Source organism: Pararhodobacter zhoushanensis (assembly GCF_025949695.1).
GTDB lineage: Bacteria > Pseudomonadota > Alphaproteobacteria > Rhodobacterales > Rhodobacteraceae > Pararhodobacter > Pararhodobacter zhoushanensis_A.
Genome location: NZ_JAPDFL010000001.1, coordinates 4,347,786 through 4,363,469 on the forward strand (window position 1 = coordinate 4,347,786; position 15,684 = coordinate 4,363,469).

General features: G+C 61.8%; 11 protein-coding genes. 4 read left to right on the plus strand and 7 right to left on the minus strand.

Annotated features, from left to right (window positions below):
• Window positions 1-83: 83 nt before the first annotated feature.
• The 3 genes from fusA to rpsL are packed head-to-tail and all read right to left on the minus strand — an operon-like array spanning window position 84 to window position 3,073.
• A complete protein-coding gene (gene fusA, locus OKW52_RS21765) occupies window positions 84-2,207 on the minus strand; it encodes an elongation factor G (protein WP_264507554.1) in 2,124 nt (707 codons plus the stop codon).
• Between the two features lie 11 nt (window positions 2,208-2,218).
• A complete protein-coding gene (gene rpsG, locus OKW52_RS21770) occupies window positions 2,219-2,689 on the minus strand; it encodes a 30S ribosomal protein S7 (protein WP_127107314.1) in 471 nt (156 codons plus the stop codon).
• Window positions 2,690-2,701: 12 nt separating this feature from the next.
• The gene (gene rpsL / locus OKW52_RS21775) at window positions 2,702-3,073 is read right to left on the minus strand and encodes a 30S ribosomal protein S12 (protein WP_068306680.1); all 372 of its coding nucleotides are present in this window, start codon (window positions 3,071-3,073) and stop codon (window positions 2,702-2,704) included.
• Between the two features lie 339 nt (window positions 3,074-3,412).
• Between rpsL and OKW52_RS21780 the strand changes: the two genes are divergently transcribed.
• Entirely contained in the window at window positions 3,413-4,252 is an 840-nt protein-coding gene (locus tag OKW52_RS21780) for a putative rhamnosyl transferase (protein ID WP_264507555.1), read from the plus strand.
• Here OKW52_RS21780 and OKW52_RS21785 read toward each other — a convergent pair.
• Window positions 4,215-5,105, minus strand: coding sequence for a DMT family transporter (locus OKW52_RS21785; protein ID WP_264507556.1), 891 nt, complete (start codon window positions 5,103-5,105; stop codon window positions 4,215-4,217). The genes OKW52_RS21780 and OKW52_RS21785 overlap by 38 nt on opposite strands.
• A 159-nt stretch (window positions 5,106-5,264) precedes the next feature.
• On the opposite strand from OKW52_RS21785, the gene OKW52_RS21790 reads away from it, so the two are divergent.
• The 3 genes from OKW52_RS21790 (at window position 5,265) to OKW52_RS21800 (ending at window position 6,449) form a co-directional block, all read left to right on the plus strand.
• A complete protein-coding gene (locus tag OKW52_RS21790) occupies window positions 5,265-5,633 on the plus strand; it encodes a hypothetical protein (RefSeq protein ID WP_264507557.1) in 369 nt (122 codons plus the stop codon).
• Window positions 5,630-5,827: a helix-turn-helix transcriptional regulator gene (locus OKW52_RS21795; protein WP_264507558.1), complete on the plus strand. Its 198-nt coding sequence runs from the start codon at window positions 5,630-5,632 to the stop codon at window positions 5,825-5,827. Before OKW52_RS21790 ends, OKW52_RS21795 begins: the two co-directional genes overlap by 4 nt.
• A 70-nt stretch (window positions 5,828-5,897) precedes the next feature.
• A complete protein-coding gene (locus OKW52_RS21800) occupies window positions 5,898-6,449 on the plus strand; it encodes an ATP-binding protein (protein ID WP_264507559.1) in 552 nt (183 codons plus the stop codon).
• 83 nt (window positions 6,450-6,532) lie between these two features.
• Here the strand turns inward: OKW52_RS21800 and rpoC are convergent, their stop codons facing one another.
• The 3 genes from rpoC to rplL form a co-directional block, all read right to left on the minus strand.
• Window positions 6,533-10,762 (minus strand): DNA-directed RNA polymerase subunit beta', encoded by a 4,230-nt coding sequence (rpoC, locus tag OKW52_RS21805; RefSeq protein WP_264507560.1) that lies wholly within the window; start codon window positions 10,760-10,762, stop codon window positions 6,533-6,535.
• 96 nt (window positions 10,763-10,858) lie between these two features.
• A complete protein-coding gene (rpoB, locus tag OKW52_RS21810) occupies window positions 10,859-14,995 on the minus strand; it encodes a DNA-directed RNA polymerase subunit beta (RefSeq protein WP_264507561.1) in 4,137 nt (1,378 codons plus the stop codon).
• A gap of 247 nt (window positions 14,996-15,242) precedes the next feature.
• Window positions 15,243-15,620 carry a 50S ribosomal protein L7/L12 gene (rplL, locus tag OKW52_RS21815; protein ID WP_127107298.1) on the minus strand — a complete coding sequence of 126 codons (378 nt, stop codon included), beginning with the start codon at window positions 15,618-15,620 and terminating at the stop codon, window positions 15,243-15,245.
• Window positions 15,621-15,684 lie beyond the last annotated feature (64 nt).

Here is a 15,684-nt window from a genome sequence, read left to right on the forward strand (position 1 = left end):
GCTTCTCCTAATTCGGTATCGGTGGCGGTGGGATGAAATCCCACCCTACGGGCGGTAGGGCGGGGTTCACCCCGCCACACCAATCAAGCGTATTTTTTCTGGATCTCGTCCGAGATGTTTTGCGGAACGGCGTCGTAATGGTCGAAGCTCATCGAGAACACGGCACGGCCCGAGGACATCGAGCGCAGCGTGTTGATGTAGCCGAACATGTTGGCCAGCGGGACCATGCAGTTGATGACATTCGCGTTGCCGCGGCTGTCCTGCCCCTGCACCATGCCACGACGGCTGGTGAGATCCCCGATGATCGAACCGGTGTATTCTTCCGGCGTGACCACTTCGACTTTCATGATCGGCTCGAGCAGCTTCGCACCGGCCTTCTTGAGGCCTTCACGCATGCCGGCCCGTGCCGCGATCTCGAAGGCGAGAACCGACGAGTCGACGTCATGGTAAGCGCCGTCGATCAGCGAGACCTTGAAGTCGATAACCGGGAAGCCTGCGAGCGGGCCCGAATCCATCACCGATTTGATGCCTTTTTCGACACCCGGGATGTATTCCTTGGGAACCACACCGCCAACGATCTTGTTCTCGAACGAATAGCCTTCGCCCGGCACAGTCGGCTCGATGATGAGCTTGATGCGCGCGAACTGGCCCGTACCACCGGTTTGCTTCTTGTGGGTATAGTCGACGTCAGCCTTGTGGCTGATGGTCTCACGATACGCCACCTGAGGGGCACCGATGTTCGCCTCGACCTTGAACTCGCGCTTCATGCGGTCAACGAGGATGTCGAGGTGGAGTTCGCCCATCCCCTTCATGATCGTCTGGCCCGATTCGAAGTCGGTTTCAACGCGGAACGACGGATCCTCGGCAGCCAGGCGCGCCAGGGCCAGGCCCATCTTCTCTTGGTCCGCTTTGGTCTTCGGCTCGACAGCGATCTCGATAACCGGCTCAGGGAAGGTCATCGTTTCCAGAACCACCGCCTTGGACGGATCGCACAGCGTGTCGCCCGTGGTGGTTTCTTTCAGACCGGCCAGCGCGATGATGTCGCCCGCAAAGGCTTCTTCGATCTCTTCGCGGTTGATCGCGTGCATCATCATCATACGACCGACACGCTCGCGCTTGCCTTTCGTCGAGTTCAGCATCTGATCGCCCTTTTTCACGGTGCCGGAATAGATCCGCGTGAAGGTCAGCGAGCCGACGAAGGGGTCGTTCATGATCTTGAACGCCAGAGCCGAGAAGGGCTCGGAGTCATCAGCATGACGCGCGATGTTGCGGGTTTCGCTTTCATCGTCCGGCGAGAAGCCCATGTACGCAGGAACGTCCAGCGGCGACGGCAGGAAGTCGATGACCGAGTTGAGCAAAGGCTGAACGCCCTTGTTCTTGAACGCCGAACCCGCAGCTACCGGGAAGAATTTCAGCGCCAGCGTACCCTTGCGGATCAGCGAACGCAGAGTCTTCTCGTCAGGCTCGTTGCCTTCGAGGTACTGCTCCATCGCATCGTCGTCCATGTCGACGGCGAGTTCGATCATGTTGGCGCGCCACTCGTCGGCCACATCCTGAAGCTCGGCGCGGATCGGACGGCGAACCCAGCTTGCGCCGAGATCTTCACCAAGCCAGACCCACTCTTCCATCTTGATCAGGTCGATGATGCCTTCCAGCTGGTCCTCGGCGCCGATCGGCAGAGCGATCGGGCACGGGGTGCCGCCGGTGCGGTCCTTGATCATCGCGACGCACTTGAAGAAGTCCGCGCCGATCTTGTCCATCTTGTTGACGAACACGATCCGCGGAACCTTGTAGCGGTCAGCCTGACGCCAGACGGTTTCGGTCTGCGGCTCAACACCGGCGTTACCGTCCAGCAGCACGACAGCACCGTCGAGCACGGCCAGCGAACGTTCGACTTCAATGGTGAAGTCAACGTGGCCGGGGGTGTCGATGATGTTGAAGCGGTATTTGGTGTCCGACGTACCTTCGGCGGTCGGATCTTCCTGACGCTGCCAGAAAGTGGTCGTCGCGGCCGAGGTGATCGTGATCCCGCGCTCTTGCTCTTGCTCCATCCAGTCCATCGTCGCGGCGCCGTCATGGACTTCGCCGATTTTATGGGACTTGCCGGTATAGAACAGAATGCGTTCGGTCGTGGTCGTCTTGCCCGCATCAATGTGGGCAATAATACCAAAGTTCCGATAGCGCGTCAGCTGATAGTCGCGTGCCATTGTGAGGCTCCTTACCAGCGATAATGGCTGAACGCTTTGTTCGCGTCGGCCATCTTGTGGGTGTCTTCGCGCTTTTTAACCGCGGTGCCACGGTTGTTCACCGCATCGGCCAGCTCGCCTGCAAGGCGCTCTTCCATGGTGTTCTCGTTGCGCTTGCGCGCAGCGATGATCAGCCAGCGGATTGCCAGGGCTTCGCGGCGCTCGACGCGCACTTCGACGGGCACCTGATAGGTGGCACCACCGACGCGACGGCTGCGAACCTCGACCGTGGGTTTGATGTTGTCCAAAGCTTCATGGAACACCTCGATCGGCGCGCGCTTCAGGCGCTGCTCGACGCGGTCAAGAGCATTGTAGACGATCGTCTCAGCGACCGACTTCTTGCCATCAACCATCAGGTTGTTCATGAACTTCGTCAGAACCGTATCACCAAATTTGGCGTCCGGCAGGACTTCGCGCTTTTCAGCGGCGTGACGACGCGACATGGGGGTCTCTCCTTACTTCGGACGCTTCGCGCCGTATTTCGAACGACGCTGACGACGATCTTTGACGCCCTGCGTATCGAGAACGCCGCGCAGGATGTGGTAACGCACACCGGGAAGGTCTTTTACGCGACCGCCGCGGATCAGCACGACCGAGTGCTCTTGCAGGTTGTGCTTTTCGCCAGGAATATAGCTGATGACCTCAAAGCCATTCGTCAGGCGCACTTTGGCAACCTTACGCATAGCCGAGTTCGGCTTCTTCGGCGTCGTGGTGTAGACGCGGGTGCAGACGCCACGCTTCTGCGGGCAGTTCTCCAAGTGCTGCGACTTGGAGCGTTTGACTTTCGGCTGCCGCGGCTTGCGGATCAGCTGTTGAATCGTCGGCATACGTTTCGCCTTGTCTTGCGGCCCGTTCAACCTGCGCTCGTCAGCGGGGTATCCGGGGGCAGTTCGTCATGTCGTGAATTGCGCGTCCGCAAAACACAAAACCGCATGCGCGTCCGATAACGGAAGCGCCGCGGTGGAATTCCAGAGGATCGAGGTTTTGCAACCTGGATCATGACCACGTGGTGTTTCTAAAGCCCCTGAGTCTGCACATACCGACCCCGGGTGAGCGGCGTATAGGGGGAGTCGCGAGCCTTGTCAACACACGCCAAGCGCCCTGCACTGCGTTGCCGCACCGGCGCTGGCTTGCTAGGCTTGGCCGGCAATCCGGGGGCAGGCAGAATGCTGTTTTCACGCTATCTCGACCGTCGCCGCGCCGCGCGCAAGGCGCAGGTGATCGGCATCTGCCGGTTTTCCTATCCCGCGCTTGGCGGCTTCAAGACCGAGCATGAAACGCCACAGGACCGCGCGCGTTTCCTCTATGCACCCGCGCGGCTGGATCAGCGATTCCGGCTGTTCGAGGCTTTCACCCTGCCCTGCCTGCGCGCCCAGACCGACCCCGACTTCACCTTCCTCATCATCATCGGTGAGGACTTTCCGCCCGAACGGCTGGCACAACTGCGCGCCCTGACCGCCGACCTGCCGCAAGTGGTCATTCAGGCCCATCCCCCCGGCCGTCACCGCACGGTCATGGCCGAGGCCATCGCCTCGGTCCGTCAGGAGGGTCGCTATTGCATCCAGTTCCGGCTGGACGATGACGACGCCATGGGCGTCGGCTTTGTCGCCAAGTGCCGCAAGACCCTGCACCAGTATTTTGCGCTGTTTCAGGGCAGCCGCCATGTCGCCATCGACTTTACCCGCGGCTACAACGCCCGGGCTGAGCCACAGGGCATTCTGGCCGAGCCCGCCAACCAGCTTTACCTCGGCGTCGCCTTCGCCATTGTGTTTCGGCCCGACGTCGCGCTCAGCGTGATGAACTTTACCCATCACGAGGTCTGGCAGCATATGCCGACCATCACCCGCACCGACCCGGACATGTGGGTGCGCGGGGTCAATGATCACAACGATTCGGGCGACCGGATCGGGCGTGATGTCACCCTGCTGACGGCCGAGCAAGAGACCCGCTTCCAGCGCGCCTTCGGTATCAGCGCAGAGCGCGTGCGCGCGCTTTGCGGGCGGTGACGCGCTCGCGGTAAAAGGTGAAGAGACCCGTCGCCACGATCAGCCCCGCCCCCAGTTGGGTCAGCATGTCGGGCCATTCGCGGAACAGGAAGAACCCGACGATCAGCGCCCAGATCAGCCCGACGTAACGGAACGGCGTCACCACGGCCAGTTCCCCGGTCCGCACCGCCATCACTGTCATCAGATACCCGCCGACGATGGCCAGTGAGGTGCCGCACAGCAGCAGCGCCGCCTGCGGGCTAGGCAGTTGCACCGTCTCGCTCAGCATCCCCACCGCGCCGAACACCGTCACGAACACCGCGTTCACCAGCGCCACCAGCAGCGACGGGATGGCCTTGGTCATCCGCCGCGTCAGCAGGTCGCGCGCGGTCACCACGACCACGCAGATCAGCGCGTAGAGGGCGTAGACGTCAAAGCCACCGGCCTCGGGCCGCACGATCAGCAGCACGCCAAGGAAGCCCACGCCGATCGCCGCCAGCCGCTTCCATCCGACCGCCTCCCCCAGAAACAGCGCCGCCCCCAGCGTCACGGTCAACGGCAGGGCCTGCATGATCGCGGTCAGGTTGGCGATCGGGGTGTGATACAGCGCCTGCAGGAAGAACCAGACCGAGGCCGTATCGAACAACGCCCTCAGCACGATCAGCCGCCGGTCATGCCCGGTCAGCACCACGCGAAATGCGCCTGCCCGCCACGCCCACAGGCCCAGCACCGCCGACACCGCCAGCCCGCGCCACACGAGCGTCTGGAACATCGGCAGTTCCTGTCCGAGCAGTTTCATGAAGGAATCAGAGAGCGTGAAGGCGGCCATCCCGGCCATCATCAAAAGCGCGCCACGCGCGTTGTCGGACAGCATACACTCCCCCGGAAACCGTCCCACCGGCTTGGCATTGAACAGGTGAAAAGAAAAGCCCCGTGTTGCGGCGATGGCGGCGCGAGGCCGGGCGTGTAAAGCGTGCTTGACACGCACGGGGGCTCGGCCATGTAAAGGGTGCTTTACAAACCGGAGGCACCCATGCGCTATTTCAGTTTCTTGCTGGCGGGACTGGCCGCCTATGTCGCCGCCCTTTTCCTGTCCAACGCCCTGTTTGTGCGCGGGATCGAGGCACCCGTTCTGCGCCTTTGCCTGTCGCTGTTGCCAATGCTGCCCGCGGTGTTCATCTGCGGCGTGATCGTCCGCACGATCCGGCGCATGGACGAGAGGCAGCGCAAGCTCCAGTTCGAGGCGCTGGTCTTCGCCTTTGCGGGAACCGCGCTGATCACCTTCGGCTATGGCTTTCTTGAAGGCACCGGGCTGCCCCGCCTGTCGATGTTCGTGGTCTGGCCGATGATGGCGACGCTCTGGGTCGTTGGTCTGGCCATCGGAAAAGTGCGCTACGGATGAAGAACCGGATCCTCGAGCTGCGCCAGCACCGCCACTGGTCGCAAGCCGATCTGGCCCTTGCACTGGGTGTGTCGCGGCAGACCGTCAACGCGCTGGAGCGAGGCCGCTACGACCCCAGCTTGCCCTTGGCCTTCAAGATCGCGCAGCTGTTTGACGCCGCGATTGAAGAGATCTTCCAACCCGATCCGGCCTGATCCCGTGCGCCGCGTTGAACTGCCTGCACGGCTGCGCTAAACCCCGCGATCTTGCGCGAAGGAGGACGCCGTGACACCGACACCACGCCTGTATCTGACCGGGGCGTCCTGCTCGGGCGTCTCGACACTGGGGGCGGCTTTGGCGGCGCGGTTTGCCGTGCCACAGTTCGACGTGGATGACGTCTACTGGATGCCGACCGATCCCCCGTTCACCACCAAGCGCCCCCCCGAGGACCGCGTGCGGCTGATCGAGGCCCGGCAGCGCGAGAGCGCGGGTTGGGTGTTGACCGGCTCGTTTATCGGCTGGGGCGATGCCTTGATCCGTAGCTTGGATCTGATCGTCTTCGTCCACACGCCCACCCCGCTGCGGCTGCAACGCCTTGACACGCGCGAGGCGCAGCGCCACGGCACGCGCATCCTGCCGGGGGGCGACATGCACAAGGCACATCTGGCGTTTCGGGACTGGGCCGCGCGCTATGACGATCCGCAATTCACCGGCCGCAACCTTGCCCAGCATGAGCGTTGGCTTGCCGCGCAAACCGCGCCTGTGCTGCGGCTGGACGGCACGCAGCCAACCGAGGCGTTGGTCCAAGCCGCCGCTGCCGTGTGGTCGCAGCGATAGAGCGCGCCATCCTCAGGCCGACAGGACACAGAAAAGCCCCCGCAGCCAAGCTGCGGGGGGCTTTATGTTCAGAACTTCAGATCTCAGCGCTCGTCGTCTTCGACGCTCGTGGTCTCTTTGAAGACCGAGTCCACCTCGAGCGGGGCGGCAACAAGCACCGCTTCCGCTTCGGCGCGGCGCTGGTCGATGACCACCTGATCGCGATCGGTTGCGATCTTCTTGGTGGCCGTCGCGACACCGCCGGTGCCGGCCGGGATCAGACGCCCGACGATCACGTTCTCTTTCAGGCCGACCAGCTTGTCGCGCTTGCCGATGACCGAAGCCTCGGTCAGCACGCGCGTGGTCTCCTGGAACGAGGCCGCCGAGATGAAGCTGCGGGTCTGCAGCGACGCCTTGGTAATACCCAGCAGGATCGGCTCGCCCTTGGCAGGACGCAGGCCCATTGCTTCGATCTTCTCGTTGGTCTCGTCGAACTCGAACTTGTCGACGGTTTCCCCCTTCAGCAGCGTGGTATCGCCGCTGTCCAGGATCTCCCATTTCTGCAGCATCTGGCGAACGATCACCTCGATGTGCTTGTCGTTGATCTTCACGCCCTGCAGGCGGTAGACGTCCTGCACTTCGTCGATCAGGTAGTTCGCCAAGGCCTCGATGCCCAGAATCCGCAGGATGTCGTGCGGCGCGGGGTTGCCATCCATGATGTAGTCGCCGCGCTGGACGAAATCGCCCTCTTGCACGGGGATGTGCTTGCCCTTGGGCACCAGATACTCGGCCGCATCGACGTTCTCGTCGACCGGTTCGATCGTGATCCGACGCTTGTTCTTGTAGTCCTTGGCAAAGCGCACATAGCCGTCGATCTCGCAGATGATCGCGTGATCTTTCGGACGACGGGCCTCGAACAGTTCGGCCACACGCGGCAGACCCCCGGTGATGTCCTTGGTCTTGGCGCCCTCGCGCGGGATACGTGCAACCACGTCGCCCTGCTTGACCGTCTGACCGTCTTCAATCGACAGAATTGCGTCGACCGACATCTGATAGGTGATCGGGTTGCCCGCGTCGTTGCGCATCGGCTCGCCGGTTTCAGCGTCCATGATGATGATCTCAGGCTTAAGATCACTCCCCTTGGGCACCGAACGCCAGTCGGTCACGATCTTCTGCGACATACCCGTCGCATCATCCGTGTCCTCACGCACCGAGAAGCCGCTGATCAGGTCCACGAACTTTGCCACACCGGCCTTTTCGGCGATGATGGGCAGCGTATAGGGGTCCCATTCATAGAGCTTGTCACCGCGCTTGATGTCCTGACCTTCGCGCACGAAGAGCTTGGCACCATACGACAGCTTGTGCGAGGCCCGCTCGATCCCGTTGTCGTCGATGATCGCCAGCGTCATGGAACGACCCATGACCACCAGATCACCCGCCGCGTTCTCCAGCGTGTTCGGGTTGCGCAGCTCGATCTTGCCGTTCGAGCCGGCTTCCTGGAACGACTGCGACCCACCCTGCGCGATGCCGCCGATGTGGAACGTCCGCATCGTCAGCTGCGTACCGGGTTCACCGATCGACTGCGCAGCGATGATCCCCACCGCTTCGCCTTTGTTGACCAGCGTACCGCGGGCAAGGTCACGACCGTAGCACTTGGCGCAGACGCCCTCTTCCGCTTCACAGGTCAGCGGCGAGCGGATCTTGATCGACGGGATATCGGCCTTGTCGATCAGGTCAGCGTCGCGTTCGTCGATCAGCGAGTTCATCTCGACCAGAACGTCGCCGGTTGCCGGGTGCACGATGTCCTCGGCCGCGACACGGCCCAGAACACGCTCGGCCAGCGAGGCCACGACTTCCCCATCGTTCACCGCCGCTTTCGCGGTGATGAAGCGATCGGTGCCGCAATCGTCCGAACGAACGATGCAGTCCTGCGCCACGTCGACCAGACGGCGGGTCAGGTAACCCGAGTTCGCCGTCTTCAGCGCGGTATCGGCCAGACCCTTACGGGCACCGTGAGTCGAGTTGAAGTACTCGAGCACGGTCAGACCTTCTTTGAAGTTCGAGATGATCGGCGTTTCGATGATCTCGCCCGACGGCTTGGCCATCAGACCGCGCATACCGCCCAGCTGCTTCATCTGCGCAGGCGAACCACGGGCACCGGAGTGCGACATCATGTAGACCGAGTTCGGCTCAAGCTCGCGGCCCTCGTCGTCGTGACGAACGGCCGAGATTTCGGCCATCATCGCGGCGGCAACAGCGTCCGAGGCTTTCGACCAGGCATCAACGACCTTGTTGTACTTCTCACCCTGGGTGATCAGACCGTCGAGATACTGCTGTTCGAATTCCTTCACCTGATCGCGGGTCTCGTTGACCAGATCCCACTTGGTTTCGGGGATGAGCATGTCATCCTTGCCAAACGAGATGCCAGCCTTGAACGCCTCGCGGAAGCCCAGACCCATGATCTGGTCACAGAAGATCACCGATTCTTTCTGACCGCAGTAGCGGTAGACCGTATCGATGACGTTTTGCACGTCTTTCTTCCGCAGCAGGCGGTTGGCCAACTCGAACGGGGCTTTGGCATTGAGCGGCAGCAGGCCACCCAGACGCAGACGGCCCGGCGTGGTCTCATAGCGCTTGTAGACCTCGTTGCCGTTCTCGTCGATCTGCAGGATGCGGCCCTGCACGCGGGCGTGCAGATGCACCTCGCCGGCGGCAAGCGCGTGCTCGACTTCGTCGATATCAGCGAAGACCATGCCTTCGCCCTTCATCCCTTTGCGTTCCATGGTGGTGTAGTAGAGACCCAGCACCATGTCCTGCGACGGAACGATGATCGGCGCGCCGTTGGCGGGCGACAGCACGTTGTTCGTCGACATCATCAGCACGCGCGCTTCCAGCTGGGCTTCCAGCGAGAGCGGGACGTGGACGGCCATCTGGTCACCGTCGAAGTCGGCGTTGAAGGCCGAGCAGACGAGCGGATGCAGCTGGATCGCCTTGCCTTCGATCAGCATCGGTTCAAAGGCCTGAATGCCCAGACGGTGCAGCGTGGGCGCGCGGTTCAAGAGAACCGGGTGCTCGCGGATGACCTCGTCCAGAATATCCCAGACCTCGGGGCGTTCTTTCTCGACCAGCTTCTTCGCCTGTTTCACGGTCGAGGAGAGGCCTTTGGCTTCCAGACGCGAATAGATGAACGGCTTGAACAGCTCGAGCGCCATCTTCTTGGGCAGACCGCACTGGTGCAGTTTCAACTCAGGGCCGGTCACGATGACCGAACGACCCGAGAAGTCGACGCGCTTACCCAGAAGGTTCTGACGGAAGCGGCCCTGCTTGCCTTTCAGCATGTCCGACAGCGACTTCAGTGGGCGCTTGTTGTTGCCCGTGATGACGCGGCCACGACGGCCGTTGTCGAACAGCGCATCCACCGATTCCTGCAACATGCGCTTTTCGTTGCGCACGATGATATCGGGCGCGCGCAGTTCGATCAGGCGTTTCAGACGGTTGTTACGGTTGATCACCCGGCGGTACAGATCGTTCAGATCCGAGGTCGCGAAGCGGCCACCATCCAGCGGAACCAGCGGACGCAGTTCCGGCGGGATGACCGGCAGCACGGTCAGGATCATCCACTCAGGCCGGTTGCCCGACTCAAGGAACGATTCCACGACTTTGAGGCGCTTGATGATCTTCTTGGGCTTCAGCTCGCCGGTGGCTTCCTTCAGCTCTTCGCGCAGCTTGTCGGCTTCGGCCTGCAGGTCGATCGCCGTCAGCATTTCGCGAATGGCCTCGGCACCGATGCCAGCGGTGAAGCTGTCCGAACCGAAGGTATCCTGCGCGTCGAGGAACTCTTCCTCGGTCATCAGCTGGCCGTAGGAAAGCTCGGTCAGACCGGGCTCGATCACGACGTAGTTTTCAAAGTACAGGATGCGTTCCAGATCCCGCAGGGTCATGTCCAGCATCAGGCCGATGCGCGACGGCAGCGACTTGAGGAACCAGATATGCGCCACCGGCGACGCCAGCTCGATATGGCCCATGCGCTCGCGCCGGACCTTCTGCAGGGTGACTTCAACGCCACATTTCTCGCAGACAACGCCGCGATACTTCATGCGTTTGTATTTGCCGCACAGGCATTCGTAATCCTTGATCGGACCGAAAATGCGCGCGCAGAACAGACCGTCACGCTCGGGCTTGAACGTGCGGTAGTTGATGGTTTCCGGCTTCTTGATCTCGCCGTAGGACCAGCTGAGAATCCGCTCAGGGCTTGCCAGCGAGATCTTGATCTCGTCGAAAGCCTTGGCCGGAGTCATCGGGTTGAACGGGTTCGTGGTCAGTTCCTGGTTCATCGTCAATTCCTTGGAATGGATTGGATCGAAGGCGTATCGACGGTGGGGTTGAACCCCACCCTACGGCGGTGCGTAGGGTGGGATTTCATCCCACCGTTATTCGTCTTCTTCCGAATCCAGGAGTTCCATGTTCAGGCCGAGGCCGCGGACTTCCTTCACCAGCACGTTGAAGGATTCAGGCACACCGGCCTCGTAGTTGTCCTCGCCCTTGACGATCGATTCGTAGACCTTGGTGCGGCCTGCCACGTCATCCGACTTCACCGTCAGCATCTCTTGCAGGGTATAGGCGGCGCCGTAAGCTTCCAGAGCCCAGACCTCCATCTCACCCAGACGCTGACCACCGAACTGCGCCTTACCACCCAGCGGCTGCTGCGTGACCAGGCTGTACGGCCCCGTGGAACGGGCGTGCAGCTTGTCGTCGACCAGGTGGTGCAGCTTGAGCATGTATTTCACACCCACGGTGACCTTGCGCTGGAACTGCTCACCCGAGCGTCCATCGAAGACCACCGACTGACCCGACTGATCGAACCCGGCGCGCTTGAGCGCGTCGTTGACATCGGCTTCCTTGGCACCGTTGAACACCGGCGTGCCGATCGGCACCCCTTTGGTCACGGTCGAGGCGGCTTCGACCAAATGGTCGCTGTCCATCTCGGCAAAGGCATCGTCATAGACCTGATCGCCGTAGCCGTGGCGCATCGCGTCGCGCACCGGGGTCAGATCGCCCGAGCGACGATACTCTTGCAGCGCCTCGTCGATCTGGATGCCCAGACCGCGCAGAGCCCAGCCCATGTGCGTTTCCAGAATCTGGCCGACGTTCATCCGCGACGGCACGCCGAGCGGGTTCAGCACCAGATCCACGGTCGTACCATCGGCGAGGAACGGCATGTCCTCTTCCGGCACCACCTTGGACACCACACCCTTGTTGCCGTGACGACCGGCCATCTTGTCGCCCGGCTGCAGCTTGCGCTTCACCGCCAGGAAGACCTTGACCATTTTCATCACGCCCGGGGGCAGATCGTCGCCGCGGCGAACCTTCTCGACCTTGTCTTCAAAGCGCAGCGTGAGCTGGCGCTTCTGCTGGTCGTAAAGGGCGTTGAGCGCCTCGACTTCCTGCGCTTCGGTCTCTTCGGCCAGGGCCAGCTGCCACCATTGGCCTTTGGACAGCGTGCCCAGCAGGTCTTCGGTGATCTCGCTGTTCGGGCGAACGCCTTTGGGGCCTTTCACCGCGGTCTTGCCCAGGATCAGGGTTTTCAGACGCGAGTAGATGTTGCGGTCCAGGATGCCCTGCTCGTCATCGCGGTCGCGCGACAGGCGTTCGATCTCTTCGCGCTCGATCTGCAGCGCGCGCTCGTCCTTGTCGACGCCGTGGCGGTTGAAGACGCGAACCTCGACAACCGTGCCATACGCACCCGGCGGCAGACGCAGCGAGGTATCGCGCACGTCCGAGGCTTTTTCACCAAAGATGGCGCGCAGCAGCTTTTCTTCCGGCGTCATCGGGCTTTCACCCTTGGGGGTGATCTTGCCCACCAGAATGTCGCCCGCCTGAACTTCAGCGCCGATATAGACGATCCCGGCCTCGTCGAGGTTGCGCAGGGCTTCCTCGCCGACGTTGGGAATGTCGCGGGTGATCTCTTCCGGCCCCAGCTTGGTATCGCGGGCGGCGACTTCGTATTCCTCGATGTGGATCGAGGTATAGACGTCATCCTTCAGGATACGTTCGCTGATGAGGATCGAGTCCTCATAGTTGTAACCGTTCCACGGCATGAAGGCCGCGACGATGTTACGACCGACGGCCAGTTCGCCCATGTCGGTGCAGGGACCATCGGCCACCACCTCGCCACGCGCCACGCTGTCGCCCACTTTCACCAGCGGACGCTGGTTGATGCAGGACGACTGGTTCGAGCGTTTGAACTTGCGCAGACGGTAGATGTCGACGCCCGGCTCGCCCGGCTCCAGCATCTCGGTCGCGCGCACAACGATACGCTGCGCGTCCACCTGATCGATGATCCCGGCGCGGCGCGCCATGATCGCAGCGCCCGAATCGCGGGCGACGATGCCCTCGATCCCGGTGCCCACCAGCGGTGCGTCGCTTTGCAGCAGCGGCACGGCCTGACGCATCATGTTCGAGCCCATCAGTGCGCGGTTGGCGTCGTCGTTTTCCAGGAACGGAATGAGCGACGCGGCCACCGACACCAGCTGCTTGGGCGACACGTCGATCATGTCGATCACTTCGCGCGGGTTCAGCATGAAGTCGCCGCCCTTGCGGGTCGACACCAGATCGTTAACGAACTCGCCGGCCTCGTTCAGCGTCGCGTTCGCCTGAGCGATGACGTGGCGCTGCTCTTCGGTGGCCGACAGGTATTGCACCTCATCCGTCACCTTGCCGTCAATGACCTTGCGGTACGGGGTCTCGATGAAGCCGTATTTGTTCACGCGGGCATAGGTGGCCAGCGAGTTGATCAGACCGATGTTCTGACCTTCCGGCGTTTCAATCGGGCACATCCGGCCATAGTGGGTCGGGTGAACGTCGCGAACCTCGAAGCCCGCACGCTCACGCGTCAGACCGCCCGGCCCGAGAGCCGAAAGACGACGCTTGTGCGTCACTTCGGACAGCGGGTTGGTTTGGTCCATGAACTGGCTGAGCTGCGAAGAGCCGAAGAATTCACGCACGGCAGCCGCCGCCGGTTTGGCGTTGATCAGGTCTTGCGGCATGACGGTGTCGATATCGACCGACGACATACGCTCGCGGATCGCGCGCTCCATGCGCAAGAGGCCCAGACGGTACTGGTTTTCCATCAGCTCGCCGACCGAGCGCACCCGGCGGTTGCCGAGGTGGTCGATGTCGTCGATCTCGCCTTTGCCATCGCGCAGCTCGACCAGAGCCTTGATGCACGAGATGATGTCTTCCTTGCGCAGGGTGCGCTGGGTATCAGGCGCATCCAGATCAAGGCGCATGTTCATCTTCACGCGACCCACGGCCGACAGGTCGTAGCGCTCGCTATCAAAGAACAGCGTCTCGAACAGCTGGATCGCTGCGTCGACGGTGGGGGGCTCGCCCGGGCGCATGACCCGGTAGATGTCCATCAGCGCCTGATCGCGGTTCATGTTCTTGTCCGCAGCCATCGTGTTGCGGATGTAGGCGCCGACGTTGACGTTATCGATGTCCAGAACTTCGAACTCGGTCACGCCCTGATCGAGCAGGGTTTTCAGCGAGCCGCCTTTGACTTCGCCGTCCTTGTCCAGTTCCCAGGTGACTTCGTCGCCCGCTTCGATCCAGATCGCGCCGGTCTCTTCGTCGATGATGTCCTTGGCCGAGAAGCGGCCCAGAACATGCTCGAACGGCACCAGCAGATCGGTGATCTGACCGTCGTCGATCCATTTCTTGACCAGACGCGGGGTGGCTTTCTCGCCAGCCTTCAGGATGATCTCACCCGAGGCCGCATCAACCAGATCCATCGTCGGACGGGTGCCGCGCACACGCTCGGGGAAGAACTTGGTGACCCAACCACGGTTCTTTTCCAGACGGTACGTAACGGTGTCGTAATAGGCATCCATGATGCCTTCCTGGGTCAGACCCAGCGCATAGAGAAGCGTCGTCACCGGCAGTTTGCGGCGACGGTCGATGCGCGCAAAGACCAGGTCCTTGGGATCGAATTCAAAGTCCAGCCAGCTGCCGCGATAGGGGATGATCCGGCACTGGAACAGCAGCTTGCCCGACGAGTGGGTCTTGCCCTTGTCGTGGTCGAAGAACACGCCGGGCGAGCGGTGCATCTGCGACACCACAACACGCTCGGTGCCGTTCACGATGAACGTACCGACCGGAGTCATCAAAGGCATGTCGCCCATGAAGACTTCTTGTTCCTTGATGTCCTTGACCGACCGCGCGCCCGTGTCGGGGTCCACATCAAACACGATCAGACGCAGCGTGACCTTCAGGGGGCCCGCAAAGGTCATGTCGCGCTGTTGGCACTCTTCGATGTCGTACTTCGGCTTTTCCAGCTCGTACTTGACGAATTCCAGAACCGCGGTCTCGTTGAAGTCCTTGATCGGGAAGACCGACTGGAACGTGCCCATCAGGCCTTCGCCGTCGAGCGGTTTATCACTGTCACCCGAGCGCAGGAACAGGTCGTAGGACGACTTCTGAACCTCGATCAGGTTGGGCATTTCCAGAACTTCACGGATCTTGCCGAACATCCGACGGATGCGCTTCTGGCCAACATAGGACTGAGCCATGCTCGGTATCACCTTTCAATTTTTTCGCGGATGCGCCTGCCGTCGGGCCTCGGCAAGGCTGCACCCCATGCGAAACAGAAGCTGAGGCCCCATTCCTGCCGATCGTCCCACCGATCAGCTCCCGAGCCCCGGCTGCTTCTGGAAGAAGATCCGCGGGATCACCTGCCAGAAACAGCAGCAGCCGGGCCCGGAGAACACCGGGCCCAGCCATGTCATGCGGTCAGGATGCGCTGTGCATCCCGCCTGATTACTTCAGCTCAACTTTGGCGCCAGCGGCTTCCAGTTTCGCTTTGATCTCTTCGGCTTCAGCCTTCGGAGCTTGCTCTTTCACGGCTTTGCCGCCAGCTTCGACCAGGTCCTTGGCTTCTTTCAGGCCCAGACCGGTGATGCCGCGAACTTCTTTGATCACGTTGATCTTGTTGGCGCCGGCTTCGACCAGGATGACGTCGAATTCGGTTTTTTCTTCCACGGCTTCAGCCGCAGCGCCAGCCGGACCGGCCATCATGACAGCGCCGCCAGCAGCGGGCTCGATGCCGTATTCGTCTTTCAGGATCGTTTTCAGTTCCTGAGCTTGCAGCAGGGTCAGGTTGACGATTTGCTCGGCGAGAGCTTTCAGATCAGACATTTCAGTTTTCCATTCTAACAGGGTGTTGCCGACATGGGGTAATCAACCACCACACGGGCTGTTG